Here is a 15,577-nt window from a genome sequence, read left to right as displayed (position 1 = left end):
TCTTTCTATTGTTGTTTACTTTTAAAGCGCCAGACAAAGCGTTTTTCTAAATAAATTGGATAGGTCATCAATAGCCAAGCTAAACCAAAACAGAATCCACCTAAAACGTCACTAGGGAAATGAACACCAGCATAGATTCGGCTGATACCAATCAGAAAAACACCTAATCCTAAGAGGATTTGTAAAAATAAACAAAGATTTTTTTGCTTAATAAATTGCGGTAATAATAAAATAATCGTTCCATACAACAATACGCTTCCAGTAGAATGACCACTTGGAAAACTGTAACTATGCTCTGTTACTAAATGATTTAAGGTTGGACGAGGGCGCATAAATAATAACTTGATCAATGGGTTAGCAACACCTGCAATCAATCCAGTATTGATCAAAAGCCAAAGCATTTCCGCATAATATTTTCCTCTAAAAAATATAAAAGCAATTGCTAAAGTCAAAATTCCTACCGTCAATGGATCAGCGAACTTTGTATACCAAATGAAAAATTGATTAGCTGAAGGATAAGGCGTCCGCACGATCGTCGTGATCGTTTGGTCAAACCCTTTTAACCAACCAGGGTAAAAACGCACTACGTAGCCTAAAAACATAAAGACAACTAAAAAACAGCTGCCTGCAAATTGATAGTATAATTTATTTTTCATGAAAGATCCTTTCCAGATTAGATAAAGTTTATTATAACATCAAATAATTAAGAACACATCTGAGAATCATCAAAAAAGAGGGTGTGAGACAAAAGTCAAATCCACTTTTGTCTCACACCCTAAATGCGAATGAACAGTTGGAATAAAAGTAAACACTTTTGCTCCGATCTCTCTGAATGTAAAAGAAAATTAGTCATCTTCTCCATCTTCATAATCTGAAGGACCTTCAACTGAAATATCCCCAGAACTCGTTTGTAACGTGAATGATTTTGTTCCTTTACCTTTTTTGTAAGATGTTCGTTCTTTTCCAAATATCGTACTATCACCCAATTTTGTTTTTGTTTTGATTGTTACATCGTACAAAATTTCTTCTGTGTGCAAATCAATACTTCCTCGTTGGGTTTCAACCAGTAATTTTTTAGGAGTTTCTGTTCCATATAATGAAAAATCGCCGTTGATACTCTTGATGATAGCTTCGCCTTTTAAATTAGTTGCTTGGATTTCTCCATTAGTGGTTTCTATTTTAGAGCTCCCTCTGACTGAATTCAAGGAAATATCGCCAGATGTACTAGCAGCAGACCAATTAGATGCAACAAAATTACCTATTTGAATATCGCCATTAGTGGTTTTGAATGTCGCTTCTTCTGCTTGAACATCATTCTGAACGTTAAGATGACCATTGCTAGTTTCAAGCGTCAATTTTTCTGTATTGGTATTAAGAACGTTAATGTCCGCATTGGTCATTTTAATAGATAAATCTTTTGTTGTGACACCCGAAAGATTGATAGTATCGTCAGCATTGCCATCGATTATTAAGCGTTCAGTATCGTCAGGGATCGTTAATGTTACTGCTGACCCTCGATTGAAAATCCCAAATTTTATTCCGTTTAGTTCTTGTTTATTCTTATTACTGTTTGCTGAAACCGTCAGTTGGTTGTCTGTTTCCTTAACCTCTAAAGAGCTGTTAATTGAAATGGGCATAGAACTTCGAGTATTCATTACGATCTTATTCGAATTTTCAGTAAGAATATGAAACTCAGCATTACCAGAAAGCTTAAGATGGATTTCTTTTGTACTTTGTTTATTTTTTATCTCATATGTTTGTTCTTTTGTATCTGTCATAGAATTTTCAGCGCGTCTGAAGTAAACGGCACTTCCCATTCCACCGATGATCATGGATAAAACACCAATGGTCAGAAAAAAAGCAGTTGTCTTTTTCATATTAAACCTCTCCTCTTAAAACGCGAATATTCCATTGCAGATATCGTTTCAAAACTTTTCCAAAGAATTTTGTTAAGGGCGTCAAGATCAATAATCCGATAATCCCGGCACCAAAAAGGAAAATACTAACAGACAATTGGAATATCGCACCATCATTAAATCCGGAAAATACTGAAACGCCTCCAAGAATTGGTGAAAATAAGAAAACAATAGCGACTAACCAACAAGAAAATACGACCATAATAAATGCAAAAATCATCCAAAACATAAAAAGAAAGTTAAATGAAAGGACTCCAGCAACCTGGCAGAATCGAGTAAAACCACTACGATGAGGACGCTCATAGGAACGGTAAGTATCATCATAAGGATGCTCAGGTATTTCATCATAACGATAGTCATTATTCACAACAGGCTGGATTTCTTGCCAGCCATCTCGTTCAAGTTTCTTTTCAGGAACGGTGATATCAAACTCCTGTAAAATTTCTTCAGCGATTGCCCTTGGTTTTCCTAGACTTTTTGCAATCTGTTCTTCTGTTTCTCCAGCAGCTATGCGTTCATCAAAAATTGTTTCATATTTATTCAAGATAAAAGATTGCTGTTGATTGGTCAGAGGTTTTAAGTAGATTTTCAATTCGATTAAAAAGTGCTCTTTGTTCATTTTGTTCCCCCGTTTCTTTTTACAGTCTTGTTACTTCTTCTCCACTATAATTTTTTTTAGAAGTAATAACAAGTCTTTAATCAAAAAATCAGCCTAAGGTAAAGAGAGGAATCAGACTTGAGACCTAGTTGTATTGAAAAATTAATCCGAAATGGTCAGTGGGGAAAAAATCAAATTAGAAAGAAATTTTTTACATTTTTTTTTGCATTTTGGGGAAGAAAAAATAAAAAATATTTCTATTTTCTTTGAAAAAAGGGTATACTATAAATTAAAGAATACTTTCTTTAGAAAATTCGGAGGATATATTATGGAGAAGTACAAATTATCAAGAAAAGAGCGGAGGAAAGCCGAACAGAACAAGCTTGCTTACGATCAGTTTAAAAAAGGAACCACTGTGCTTAGCTCTGCAATTGTTGTTTCCTCAATTGCTGCACCGATTGCCGCGCCAAAAATTGCAGAAGCATCAGAAGATAAGATACCAAGTGAACAAGTAAGTTACTCAGATACAAATACACATACAGAAGCCGTTCAAACGCAAAAAACGACAACTGACTCTAACGATTCGATGACACAAGACACTCAGACTACAGCACCTGAAACATCTTCAAGTGAAGAAACGTCTGAAACACAAGAATCATCAGAATTAAATACATCAGAAACAACACAAAGTACTGAGACAACTGAATCAACAAAAGAATCAACTGCAACAACAGATTCTTCAACAGCTGAAAAGGAAGAGCCGAAGACACCAGAGCTAATGATGCGAGCAGCAGCTCCTCAACTTAGTAATATCAGTCCAAGTGCTTTCATTGCTGAAATCTCCGGACATGCCCGCTCAGTTGCAGCAGCAAATGATTTATATGCTTCTGTAATGATGGCTCAAGCGATTCTTGAAAGTGACTGGGGGAGAAGTACATTATCTACAGCACCAAACCACAATCTATTTGGGATCAAAGGAAGTTATCAAGGACAATCTGTTACGATGAAAACTTGGGAAGTGATCAATGGGCAGTGGGTTCAGGTAAATGCAGCTTTTAGAAAATACCCTTCTTACTCAGAATCATTTAGTGACAATGCATATGTTTTGAGAAATACATCATTTCAAGCTGGTGTTTATTATTATTCAGGCGCATGGAAGAGCAATACGAGTTCATACAGAGATGCAACGGCTTGGCTGACAGGACGTTATGCAACAGATCCTAGCTATAATACAAAACTCAATAATATTATTACAACATACAATCTAACTCAATATGACACTCCTTCATCAGGCGGTGGAAATACTGGTGGCGATACTGGTAATGGTAACACAGGAGGTAATACTGGTGGAAATACTGGCGGTAACACTGGTGGTGGAACGAGTAGTCAAGATGTGACACATACTGTAAAAGCCGGAGATAGCTTATGGGCATTATCTGCTAAATATGGCACATCAATCGCTAATATCAAAAGCTGGAATAAACTTTCTAGTGATGTGATTTACGTGGGTCAAAAACTGATCGTGAAAAAAGGTTCTGGTAACACGGGTGGCGGCAATACCGGTGGAAATACTGGCGGCTCAACTGGCAACACCGGTGGTTCAGGAAATACTGGAACTTCAAACACATACTATACAGTAAAATCAGGTGATTCGTTATGGGCAATCGCTAATGCAAATGGCATAAGTATCGCTAACCTACGTCAATGGAATAATTTAAGTGGAGATATCATTTACCCAGGTCAAAAATTGATCGTGAAAAAAGGTTCGGGAAATACTGGTGGCGGTAGCACAGGAGGAAACACTGGCGGCTCAACTGGTAATACTGGCGGTTCAGGAAATACAGGAACCTCAAACTCATACTACACAGTAAAATCAGGAGACTCGTTATGGGCAATTGCCAATGCAAATGGCATAAGTATCGCTAACCTACGTCAATGGAATAATTTAAGTGGAGATATCATTTACCCAGGTCAAAAACTGATCGTGAAAAAAGGTTCTGGCAACGCAGGCGGAGGCAACACAAGTGGAGGCAATAGCGGCTCAACTGGAAACGCAGGCGGCTCAAATAATGCTGGTACAGCCACTGGCTACTACACGGTAAAATCAGGAGACTCGTTATGGGCAATCGCCAATGCAAATGGCATAAGTATTGCTAATCTACGCCAATGGAACAATTTAAGTGGAGATATTATTTACCCAGGTCAACGTTTAGTTGTGAAAAAAGGCCAAGGTGGATCAACTAGTTCATCTGGGAATCAAGGTAGTAGTCAAACAGCAGGGGCACATACTGTAAAAAGTGGAGATACCTTATGGGGGCTTTCTCAAAAATATGGAACAAGCGTCCAAAGAATCAAACAATTGAACGGCCTATCTAACGATACAATTTATATTGGTCAAACATTGAAAGTTAAATAAAACAATTGAAATTGGCTGAGATCTTTGGTAGTATGATAGCACATGACAGATATATATAAACAGTGAAAAGGAATAGTAGAAAGAACCATGTTTAAGAGAGCGTATGGTTGGTGAAAATACGCACAGAAGCTTTCGAACTCGCCTTTGAGTTATTTTACTGAATGAGTGAAGAAATGCTATTTGAGCTTTTTTCGATGTAGATGAGTGACGAGTAATAATTCGGCGATCATCTGAACTTTAGTAAGTAAAATCGGCGACGGTCGTTACAGCGTTGAGGCTTGTATTTATACAAGTAAATTTAGGTGGTACCACGTTGTCAATCACACGTCCTATAGGAAATTTTTCCTGTAGGACTTTTTGTTGTGAATCACTGCGACTGGCTAGCCAGAGCAGATGCTGAACAATACTTGGCGACCAAAGGGAGAGAAGTTACCATACTAGTGAATCACGCCACTGCATTTTGAGCTTAACGATTTTTAAGGGCTAAAGTTTTCTAAGAATCGAAGGAGTATAACTGGCTAGCCAGAGCAGATGCTGAACAATACAAGGCGTGCAAAGGGAGAGAAGTTACCATACTAGTGAATCACGCCACTGTATTTTGAGCTTAACGATTCCTAAGGGCTAAAGTTTTCTAAGAATCGAAGGAGTATAACTGGCTAGCCAGAGCAGATGCTGAACAATACAAGGCGTGCAAAGGGAGAGAAGTTACCTTACTAGTGAAACAACACCAAGTAAACACTTTAATCGGGTACAGAAAACAAACCTAAAAAAGAAAACAATCACTATCAATAAAAAGCTACATAAATAGGAGGAAAAAACGTGAGTTACGATCACAAAAAAATCGAAAAAAAATGGCAAAAATATTGGGCTAAGCATAACAGCTTTACTACTCATGACGACCCAAATAAAGAAAAATTTTATGCCTTAGACATGTTTCCATATCCATCAGGGCAAGGTCTTCATGTTGGACATCCTGAAGGTTATACAGCGACAGATATCCTATCTCGAATGAAAAGAAGTCAGGGGTATAGCGTTTTACATCCAATGGGATGGGATGCATTTGGGTTACCTGCCGAACAGTATGCGTTAGATACTGGTAATGACCCAGCAGAGTTTACGAAAAAAAATATTGAAACATTCAAACGTCAAATCAATTCATTAGGTTTCAGTTATGATTGGAATCGTGAGATCAATACGACAGATCCAGAATATTATAAATGGACGCAATGGATTTTCACAAAACTATATGAACATGGTTTGGCTTATGAAGCAGAAGTAGCAGTAAATTGGGTGCCGGAACTTGGAACTGTGATCTCAAATGAAGAAGTCATCGATGGGAAAAGTGAGCGCGGCGGTTATGATGTTGTTAGAAAACCAATGCGTCAATGGATGCTTAAAATCACTGCTTACGCAGACCGTTTACTGGATGATTTAGATTTAGTCGATTGGCCTGAAAGTATCAAGGATATGCAACGTAACTGGATCGGACGTTCTGAAGGGGCGAATGTTGATTTCAAAGTCAAGGGAAGTAATGATACAATCACCGTTTTCACAACGCGTGCAGATACTTTATTTGGTGCTAGTTATTTAGTCGTTGCGCCGGAGTTAAAAATAGTTGATGAGATTACAACACCTGAGCAAAAAACAGCAGTAACAGCATATCAAGAAGAAGTAAGTAAAAAATCTGATTTAGATCGTACAGATTTATCTAAAATAAAAACAGGGGCTTTTACAGGAGCATATGCGATCAATCCGGTAAACGGCAAAGAAATCCCAATCTGGATCGCAGATTACGTTCTAGGAAGCTATGGAACAGGTGCTGTCATGGCTGTACCAGCTCACGATGAAAGAGACTACGCGTTTGCTGATAAGTTTGGTATCGAGATGATTCAAGTCATTGAAGGCGGAGATATCACGAAAGAAGCATACACTGGAGATGGTCTTCATATCAATTCTGCTTTCTTAGATGGTCTAACAAAAGATGAAGCCAATGAAAAAATGTATCAATGGCTAGAAGATAACGGCTGTGGTAAAAAAGAAGTCACCTATCGTTTGCGTGATTGGCTATTTTCTCGTCAACGTTACTGGGGTGAACCAATCCCTGTGATCCATTGGGAAGATGGTACAACAACGACGGTTCCAGAATCTGAATTACCATTGAAATTACCGAAAACGGATGATATCAAACCAAGTGGAACAGGCGAATCACCGCTTGCCAATATTACTGAGTGGATCAATGTAGTCGATCCTGAAACTGGCAAGAAAGGCAAACGTGAAACAAATACAATGCCGCAATGGGCAGGAAGCTCATGGTACCATTTACGCTATATCGATCCTCATAACAAAAATGAAATTGCCAATTATGAAAAATTAGAACGTTGGTTACCTGTCGATATTTATATTGGCGGAGCAGAACATGCAGTACTTCATTTATTATATGCACGTTTCTGGCATAAATTCTTGTATGATATCGGTGTTGTACCAACAAAAGAACCGTATCAAAAACTCTATAATCAAGGAATGATTCTGGGTCAAAGTTTCCGTGACAGCCGCGGCGTACTAGTCCCTACGAATATGGTAGAGAAACGTGACGGCGTTTGGTTAAATAGTGAAACGGGTGAAGAGCTGGAAGAAGCACCAGCTAAAATGAGTAAATCATTGAAAAACGTTGTAAATCCAGATGATGTTGTGGAAAAATATGGTGCGGACACACTAAGAATGTATGAAATGTTCATGGGACCCCTTGATGCATCGATTGCGTGGAGTGAAAACGGGCTTGAAGGCAGTCGCAAATTCTTGGATCGTGTATGGCGCTTGATCGTAGATGAAAATGACAAGATGCGTGACCGTATCACGACGATAAACGATGGGCGTTTAACGAAAGTTTATCATCAGACAGTAAAAAAAGTGACAGAAGATATGGAAAATCTGCACTTCAATACGGCAATTTCTCAATTGATGGTCTTTGTGAATGAAGCGAATAAAGTCGATGTTTTACCATATGAATACATTGAAGGATTCGTTCAATTACTAGCACCAATCGCACCACACATTGGTGAAGAGCTATGGGCAATTCTTGGAAATGAAGAAAGTTTAACCAATGCTCCTTGGCCGACGTATGATGAATCTGCATTGATCGAAGATGAGGTCGAAGTCGTTTTCCAAGTTAACGGAAAAGTTCGTGCAAAATTGAATATCGCTCGAGGTTTAAGCAAAGAAGAGCTAGAGGAAAAAGCTCTAGCAGCAGAAGAAATCCAATCCTTTATTGATGGAAAAACGGTACGCAAAGTTATTGTCGTTCCAGATAAATTGGTGAATATTGTAGCGAATTAAAGAAATTAGAAACAGAGGTGCTGAATAAAATCAGTATCTCTGTTTCACTATATCGTAGGATGTGAGAAAAAAATGATCAGTCATATGACATTTATCGTTCAAGATTTAGAAAAGGCTACCCTCTTTTTCGAAACAATATTTGCCGCAAAAGAGGTTTATTCAAGTGGAGCAGATACATTTTCAGTAGCGCAAGAAAAGTTTTTTCTGATTGATAACCTGTGGATAGCCATCATGCAAGGCGACTCTTTACCAACCAAGACATATAATCACATTGCTTTTAAGATAGAGGAAAGTGAGTATGACAATTACTTAAAGAAAATCAATTCATTAGGATTAGAAATAAAAAATGGACGTCATCGAGTAGAAGGTGAAGCAAACTCACTTTATTTCTATGATTTTGATAATCATCTATTCGAACTGCACACAGGAACTCTAGAAGAACGATTAAAATGCTATCAACAAAGGAACGAATAAACTCATTTTGCACAAATGAAAACATCATGCTACAATAGACCTAAGAAATGACGAAGGTGGTGAATAAGTACAATGGTCAACATGCCAAAAATAACAACAGGTTTTTCTTATATAATAGCGTACCTAGCTTTTTGTCATGTTATTATTTCCAATTTTTTATCTCAAGGGACAAGTGTGTCTAAAAAGGGATAAAAAATTAAATAAAACAGACCATTCAGACTTATTTACTTAAAGCGAATCAGTCATAAAATAACATTGCATAGTGCTTTCATTTTACTCATCTTTGTCAGAAGAGATACAGGGAATCGCTAGCTAATAGTAAATAATGGAGGTTGAACGGAGAACATTGTTCAGCTTTTTTGCGTACGCTAAAAAAGTATAAAGACGATAAAGTTTATTCTTGTTGATCTGTCTGAATGGCAGAAAGAGGAAAAGATGTTAGTACAATTACAAAGAATCACCAAAAATTATGGAATGGAACCACTTTTTGAAGAATTAAATTTACAAATAAACAAAGGTGAAAAAATAGGATTAATCGGGACAAATGGCTCAGGAAAATCGACCATTTTAAAAATCATCACAGGAATCGAGACTGTTGATTCAGGAACGGTTAGTTGCAAGAAAAATGCACGTATTGGCTATTTAGCTCAAATGCCAGACGTTTGCGAACAGAAGGTCAAAGATTACTTATTAGAAACGTTCACATTACTGAATTCGATCCAATATCAATTAACGCAACTAGAAGAGCAAATGACGAATTCAGAATGCGATTTAGATAAAATATTAGCTCGTTACGGTCAAAAGCAAGAAGAATTTCAACAAGCTGGTGGGTACGAGATGGAAAATAAACTTGAGATGATTGCTAATGGTCTAATGATCAATTATTTGTTGCAAAAAAAAATGTCAGAATTAAGTGGCGGTGAACAGACGATCGTAGCATTGGCGAGAATTCTATTACAAGAAAATGACCTTGTATTGCTAGATGAACCAACCAATCATCTGGACGCTAAAAGAATTACTTGGCTTGAAGGCTATTTGACCCATGAGAAAACAGCATATTTGATTGTTTCTCATGATCGGTTGTTTTTAGACCATACGGTAGAAAAAATTGTAGAATTAGAAGATGGTCATCTACAGGAATACAAAGGAAATTATTCTGCTTATAAACGGCAAAAGGAAGAACAACTTGAAAAGCTTAGAAAAGATTTTGCAGAGCAGCAAAAAGAAATTCAGAAATTAAAACTAGCAATTCGTCGTTTTCGACAATGGGGACACGAAGGAGATAATGAAAAATTTTTCAAAAAAGCTAAGCAACTTGAAAAACGATTAGAAAAGATTCAGAGAATTCCTAAACCTAAAGATGAAACAGAAAAAATAAGCCAGAAATTCAAAGAAACGAATCGCTCTGGTAAAGAAGTTCTTCAATTTAAAGAGGTCAGCAAAAGTTATGCTGGCCGAATGTTGTTTGATAAAGTCGAATTTTCACTATTTTGGAAAGAACGTTCGGCGATCATCGGAGAAAATGGTGTAGGTAAAAGCACCTTGCTAAAACTTGCCCTAGGGTTGGAGGAATTCGACAGCGGTGAAATCAAGCAAGGAACGAATCTTCAAGTTGGCTATTTGCCTCAAGCTATTCGATATAAAAATCCAAAACAAACATTGTTACAATCCTTCAGTGAAGCCTGTTCTCTAGTTGAACAAGAAAGCCGTCGCGCATTAGCTAAGTACTCTTTTTATAGTGATGATGTGATGAAGCAAGTTCGATTTTTAAGTGGCGGTGAAAAAATTCGTTTGGAATTAGCTAAACTGATGCACAATGAGGTTAATTTTTTAGTGCTGGATGAACCAACAAATCATTTAGATATTGAAACGAGAGAAGAGATAGAAGAAATATTGGAAGACTTTAAAGGAACGATGCTAGTTGTTTCACATGATCGTTTCTTTTTACAAAAAATGTTTGATACTTTTTTAATTGTTGATCAACAGAAAATCAAAAAAGAAATAGGAACTTACGTAGAGGTACTTACTTATAAGTAAATGAAACTCATAAAAAGATGAACGGATAAAACGTTACCTTGTTTTTATACCGTTTGTCTTTTTTATTTTAGTTTCATTAACATAAAAATAAATTTGAACCATAAAATCACTAGAAAGCAAAAAAAATTAAGAGCTTAGAAAAAACTTAATATTTGTGAACAAAAGGCTTGAATAGCGACAAAAATATATAAAGTTTAAAAAAATTATCTGTTAACAATAAAATAATTATATAAATTTTAAAAAACTAGCGTTATTAAATTGATATTCCTAGTGAACTGCAATACAATAATAGATGCAAGATATATTATTGTTATAATTTATATAAAATAGTAGGGGAGGACTGTCATGAAAAAAAATATTCATTTGATTTTCATTAGCTTTATCATTTTAATGATTTTTCCGATTGATTGGTCCTATGCTATAGAAATGGAACAATCTATTGATCAACCTGTAGTAAAATCTGAGTCAACCGGAGAAAATGAACCGTCAAATTCAGTAGAAACAACTGTCAGCGATTCTTCATCTAGTCAAGAATCGACGGAGGAAGAAGAACCGATAACAAGTGAAAAAATAACGAGTAATAATGAGATAAATAATTCAGAAAATCAAAATAATTCTGAAATAAATAGTGAAAGAATGTTAAGAGCGGATGCTTCACAAGATGCGGATGGTTTCTGGTTAGTCGATTCTGCTGCTACTTTGACAGAATACTTAAAGGATAGTCAAAAGCTGAAATTTCGTTTAACCAATAACATTGACCTGGGAACTACTGGTTATCAACTTAAAGATAGCATGATCATCGATGGTGCAAATCATATTATTACATATGATAAAGGCGGCTCGGCTACGAGAGGTTTTTATGCTAATCAGGCAAATGCTGTAATCGAGATTCGTAATACTCAGTTTGGTAACAGCGATGGATCTGGTGCAGTAGGATATTATGGCTTTTTATCTGGCGGTTCGGCTGCCAACATGACGTTTATCTTTGATGGCGTCGATTACTATTCTACAAATGGTCAAATGATTTATAACATAAATGGGTCGGTCATTATGCGAGGGCAAAATACAATCGATCAAAGAGGTACGAGTACATATTCCCAAGAATGGGCAGAAATCAATTACGTAGAAGTTCAAAGTGGTCATACGTCAATCAAACATTCTTCCAATCAAACCAGCGCGTTTATTTGGTCAACTAGCACCTCTTCAGCCAATCCTTATTCAGGAAAATCCCAAATCGTAGTTAGAGAAAATGCGCAACTTGATATCCAAACGAACAGCAATATGACATATGGTACTTTAGCACCAAGTTATATCGTTGAAAGGAATGCTGTTTTTAATTTGGATAAAGTAAGTCTTGCTACAGGTGGTGCAAGAAATCAATTTTTTGCTTCTTCTCAAACCCAACCAGTACTATTTGATTTTCAAGAAAATGCTCAAGTCGATTTCAAACTACCTTTACCGATCAATCTTTACACAGCTAAAGGTGGACTGACGATTGCTGAAAACGCTGATGTTTCAATCGATGTTGCGAGTGGCGCAATCTTCACGACAGCTGCTTCCAGCTCATTCTCAATCAGTATGAACAAAGCAAAGCGAGCCTCATTTTCTGGTACAGATAGTGGGACAATTGGTTTAAATGGTGCCAATGGTGCAAAGAACTTGTCTTTTACAAGCAATTATTTACAAAAAATCGAAACATTTTCAAGCAAAACAAACAGTACGCCGACACAAGAAATATTTAAAGAAGCGTCCGATTTAAGCGTTCAAGGAACAAATTTTACTAATATTGTTGGGACACCAAATCCTTTTTCAATACAAGAAATTTCAGCTTTAAAAAATTCACAGAAAATCGTGTTTAGTGAATTTATGGAAGTTCCGAACCAGTTAGGATTAATTGCGGCTGATGAAACAGATACATCCGTCCTTTTAAATGGTTCATCAGTCAACAATGGAAGTCCAGCATCAGAAGTGAAATTTTTCTTGTTTACCAATGAAGATGATACTAGCGATTTAAGAAAAGCCAAGCATATTGTGACACTGAACAATTTTGACGATCAAGAAAATACTGCACTTGATTCAACATACAAAGTAAAGGTAAATGAGTTAAACCCTAATACAACTTATTGGGCGCAAATGGTTGTCATCAATCAAGCAGGAGAGAGTGAGTTTTCTGGTGCAACTAGTTTTACTACAAAACCTCAGCTAAAAAGTATCACAGCAAATGTCACAACAACTTCGGCAATCATCAGTGGTGAGTTAGCAAGTGATACAGGTAAATGGACAGATTTTACAAATGGAGAAGCAGCAGCAATTCCTGATCAAACGGCTTATTATGGTGGTAATTATCAGCAAGTCAAAGTGGAATACAGCAAGAATAAAGACTTTCCAGTTGATGCAACAAAATCACAACTAGCAACTCTTTCAGGTGATAAAAATCAAAAATTTTCAACGAAATTAAAAAGTCTTGATGGAGATGTTACGTATTACGTGCGTGTGAGAGTTACTGGAGCATCTGGAGAAGAAGTTGTTTTAGCAATGAATCCTTTAACAGAATTTCAAACAGTAACAGAGATCATCAAGGTAGAAGTTCCTATCGAAATGGCTTTTCAGACCCAAAACAAGGACCTGGGTACCTCAAAAGAAGGTGAAGTGTCTTCTAGTGAATATCAAGTCATAAATAAAGGGAATACCCCAACCAAACTATCGATAACAAATTTAACAAAGGAAAACACAGCGGCAAATCAATTACAATTGTTAGATAGTCTTTCAGGAAATTTAGGACAGGATGAACTAGCGTTGCAAATGCTAGTAGACGATAAACAGGAAGCACCACTATTTTTAACGAGTGAATTGTCAAAGAATCCTTTATCGATCGGCATTTTAAACGTGAATGAAGAAAAAAGCTTGAGTCTTAAAGGCAAGTACTTTAATCCAACAAAGCAAGCAATTTTTCCAACCTACAAAGTGACATTCAAAGTTGAAAAAAATGAAGAATGAGAGGAATTCTATGGATAAAAATAATCAAACAAACGAAGAGAAGAAGAAAAAGAAACGACTGCTGATTTTATTATTGCTATTCTTGTTGGCTGTATCAGCAGGCGGCTTATATTATTATTTTTCAACTAAAACGGAACCTGTGCAAGTTGTTTCAGGTGATTATTTACCAGATGCAAAAAGCGCTAAAAAAATGAGTGATAAAGAAGTGAAAGCAGCTGAGCAAAAAGCTGTGGATGCAAGTAAGTTCAATATGGTCATTAAATCAGAAGCCGTATTTGAAAATGGCGACAGTGAAGGCAGTCTGTATATTCAAAATCCAGTCGAAAACGGTTATCCCATCAATGTGGTGATTCGTTTAGACAGCAACAATGAACAGGTTTATTCCTCTGGTGCAATTCAGCCGGGATATGAAATAAATGGAGCAAAACTAGAGAAAAAACTTGCTCAAGGAGATCATCCAGCGACAGCCACATTTGATATTTATGATTCAAAAACAAACAAAAAACGTGGACAAGTTCAAGCTGGAATTACAATTCGTATCAACAACTAATATCGTTATTTAGCAGATTTTCTGTTAAAAATAAATCATCTTACACATAGAAGGAGAAACAATATGAAAAAAACAAACTTTTTACTCGCTACAATGATGCTAGGTCTAAGCATATCCGGACTAACACAATTAGCTTCAGCTGAAACCATCGATGGAGAAAATTCAGCAGATGTTATTATCAACGGAACAATCGGTAAACTAGATAATACAGATCCAGATACGAATATCCCAGAAGGATCTGATGAATGGATCAACGTGACTGTTGATACCGCGACAGCATTCCATACAACGACAGCAAGTGCCCACAAAAATATTGAGTCTGCTGATTATAGCATCGTGAATAATTCAGGGCGTGGTGTTGCTGTGACATTGAATAAAATGGAGGGAACACCCAAGTATGTTGATACTTTAACAATCAATGCAAAAGGGAATGGTTTAGTTGCAACACCTACTGCGACTAAATTGGTTGAAAACAATGCTTTAGCTGATTTGACAAGTGCACTTGTCTGGATGCGTTTAGCAAATAAAGATGGACGTTTGAATATCGCTACAGACGCTGCTTCTGCTTATGCAAATTCTGCAAAATTCAATTATACTGGTACGACAACTGCTAGTTTACCAACTGATGTCAATGAAAATGCAGCAACAGAAAACTACACATTAACATTGAAATTTACATCGATCCAAAAAGATGGTACAACACTTGGTGTAACCCCATAATTAAATAAAGGCTGTGATAAACAATGAAGCAATTTAGTTGTCACATCATTACGATCATTCTTTTGGCGAGTGGTATCAGTTTGTTTCAAGATTTTACTTATGCTGCTACTGATATAGAGATTCACGGGCAAATCGGTAGAAATGAAACGATTCCACAGTCGCCAAACAAACCAGAAACTGATTCGGAAACAAAATTAGCGCAACCAAAACAAAATCACATAGAACTAAAAAAACTTCCAAAAGCAGGTAGTGTCATTGAAAAACTAACCCCAATCGGGTTAATGTTGCTATTCATTTATCTGTTACTTTATACATGGAAAGCACATAGAAATAAACGTGCGGGATGACTAAATTGTTTTCCCGACATTTACTTAATAGGAAACCGAGCAATGTTGAAAATTACATTGTTCGGTTTTTAAATAATAGTCGTGATACTTAGTAATGTTGACAGCGTTTTCTTCTATGCTATAATTGTAGATAACGGAATGTAACTGATTTTCAGGCATAACCATAATATAGTAAAGACGACAAGCCAT

The 15,577-nt window shown here is 36.5% G+C and carries 11 protein-coding genes and 1 other annotated feature; of the genes, 8 read left to right on the top strand and 3 right to left on the bottom strand.

Going from position 1 to position 15,577, the window contains the following annotated elements; translation table 11 throughout:
• Window positions 1-5: 5 nt before the first annotated feature.
• The 3 genes from BCR21_RS10760 to BCR21_RS10750 form a co-directional block, all read right to left on the bottom strand.
• A complete protein-coding gene (locus BCR21_RS10760) occupies window positions 6-656 on the bottom strand; it encodes a phosphatase PAP2 family protein (RefSeq protein WP_069646455.1) in 651 nt (216 codons plus the stop codon).
• A 189-nt stretch (window positions 657-845) separates the two neighbouring features.
• Window positions 846-1,877: a DUF4097 family beta strand repeat-containing protein gene (locus tag BCR21_RS10755; protein WP_069646454.1), complete on the bottom strand. Its 1,032-nt coding sequence runs from the start codon at window positions 1,875-1,877 to the stop codon at window positions 846-848.
• A gap of 1 nt (window position 1,878) precedes the next feature.
• The gene (locus tag BCR21_RS10750; RefSeq protein WP_069646453.1) at window positions 1,879-2,535 is read right to left on the bottom strand and encodes a DUF1700 domain-containing protein; all 657 of its coding nucleotides are present in this window, start codon (window positions 2,533-2,535) and stop codon (window positions 1,879-1,881) included.
• A gap of 307 nt (window positions 2,536-2,842) precedes the next feature.
• On the opposite strand from BCR21_RS10750, the gene BCR21_RS10745 reads away from it, so the two are divergent.
• The 8 genes from BCR21_RS10745 (at window position 2,843) to BCR21_RS10710 (ending at window position 15,388) form a co-directional block, all read left to right on the top strand.
• Window positions 2,843-4,930 carry a muramidase family protein gene (locus tag BCR21_RS10745; protein WP_069646452.1) on the top strand — a complete coding sequence of 696 codons (2,088 nt, stop codon included), beginning with the start codon at window positions 2,843-2,845 and terminating at the stop codon, window positions 4,928-4,930.
• A gap of 53 nt (window positions 4,931-4,983) precedes the next feature.
• Window positions 4,984-5,265 (top strand) — a binding site (T-box leader).
• Between the two features lie 484 nt (window positions 5,266-5,749).
• Window positions 5,750-8,263 carry a leucine--tRNA ligase gene (gene leuS, locus BCR21_RS10740; RefSeq protein WP_069646451.1) on the top strand — a complete coding sequence of 838 codons (2,514 nt, stop codon included), beginning with the start codon at window positions 5,750-5,752 and terminating at the stop codon, window positions 8,261-8,263.
• Window positions 8,264-8,335: 72 nt separating this feature from the next.
• On the top strand, window positions 8,336-8,737 hold the full coding sequence (gene fosX / locus BCR21_RS10735; RefSeq protein WP_069646450.1) for a FosX/FosE/FosI family fosfomycin resistance hydrolase: 402 nt from the start codon (window positions 8,336-8,338) through the stop codon (window positions 8,735-8,737).
• 435 nt (window positions 8,738-9,172) lie between these two features.
• Window positions 9,173-10,774 carry a ribosomal protection-like ABC-F family protein gene (gene abc-f / locus BCR21_RS10730; protein WP_069646449.1) on the top strand — a complete coding sequence of 534 codons (1,602 nt, stop codon included), beginning with the start codon at window positions 9,173-9,175 and terminating at the stop codon, window positions 10,772-10,774.
• Between the two features lie 345 nt (window positions 10,775-11,119).
• Window positions 11,120-13,771, top strand: coding sequence for a fibronectin type III domain-containing protein (locus BCR21_RS10725; RefSeq protein ID WP_069646448.1), 2,652 nt, complete (start codon window positions 11,120-11,122; stop codon window positions 13,769-13,771).
• Between the two features lie 10 nt (window positions 13,772-13,781).
• On the top strand, window positions 13,782-14,321 hold the full coding sequence (locus tag BCR21_RS10720; protein ID WP_069646447.1) for a hypothetical protein: 540 nt from the start codon (window positions 13,782-13,784) through the stop codon (window positions 14,319-14,321).
• Window positions 14,322-14,384: 63 nt separating this feature from the next.
• Window positions 14,385-15,041, top strand: a complete 657-nt coding sequence (locus BCR21_RS10715) for a hypothetical protein (protein ID WP_069646446.1) — start codon at window positions 14,385-14,387, stop codon at window positions 15,039-15,041.
• 23 nt (window positions 15,042-15,064) lie between these two features.
• Entirely contained in the window at window positions 15,065-15,388 is a 324-nt protein-coding gene (locus tag BCR21_RS10710; RefSeq protein ID WP_069646445.1) for a hypothetical protein, read from the top strand.
• The last annotated feature ends 189 nt before the right edge of the window (window positions 15,389-15,577 follow it).

Origin of the sequence: Enterococcus ureasiticus (genome assembly GCF_001730285.1) — a bacterium.
GTDB lineage: Bacteria > Bacillota > Bacilli > Lactobacillales > Enterococcaceae > Enterococcus_L > Enterococcus_L ureasiticus.
The sequence above is the reverse complement of the archived record's forward strand: the minus strand, read 5'-3'. Positions and strand labels throughout refer to the sequence as shown.

What these genes read in the sequence shown, in the direction of transcription:
- BCR21_RS10760 (WP_069646455.1), bottom strand. Translation starts at nt 656, where the DNA reads ATGAAAAATAAATTATACTATCAATTTGCAGGCAGCTGTTTTTTAGTT.
- BCR21_RS10755 (WP_069646454.1), bottom strand. Translation starts at nt 1,877, where the DNA reads ATGAAAAAGACAACTGCTTTTTTTCTGACCATTGGTGTTTTATCCATG.
- BCR21_RS10750 (WP_069646453.1), bottom strand. Translation starts at nt 2,535, where the DNA reads ATGAACAAAGAGCACTTTTTAATCGAATTGAAAATCTACTTAAAACCT.
- BCR21_RS10745 (WP_069646452.1), top strand. Translation starts at nt 2,843, where the DNA reads ATGGAGAAGTACAAATTATCAAGAAAAGAGCGGAGGAAAGCCGAACAG.
- fosX (WP_069646450.1), top strand. Translation starts at nt 8,336, where the DNA reads ATGATCAGTCATATGACATTTATCGTTCAAGATTTAGAAAAGGCTACC.
- abc-f (WP_069646449.1), top strand. Translation starts at nt 9,173, where the DNA reads ATGTTAGTACAATTACAAAGAATCACCAAAAATTATGGAATGGAACCA.
- BCR21_RS10725 (WP_069646448.1), top strand. Translation starts at nt 11,120, where the DNA reads ATGAAAAAAAATATTCATTTGATTTTCATTAGCTTTATCATTTTAATG.
- BCR21_RS10720 (WP_069646447.1), top strand. Translation starts at nt 13,782, where the DNA reads ATGGATAAAAATAATCAAACAAACGAAGAGAAGAAGAAAAAGAAACGA.
- BCR21_RS10715 (WP_069646446.1), top strand. Translation starts at nt 14,385, where the DNA reads ATGAAAAAAACAAACTTTTTACTCGCTACAATGATGCTAGGTCTAAGC.
- BCR21_RS10710 (WP_069646445.1), top strand. Translation starts at nt 15,065, where the DNA reads ATGAAGCAATTTAGTTGTCACATCATTACGATCATTCTTTTGGCGAGT.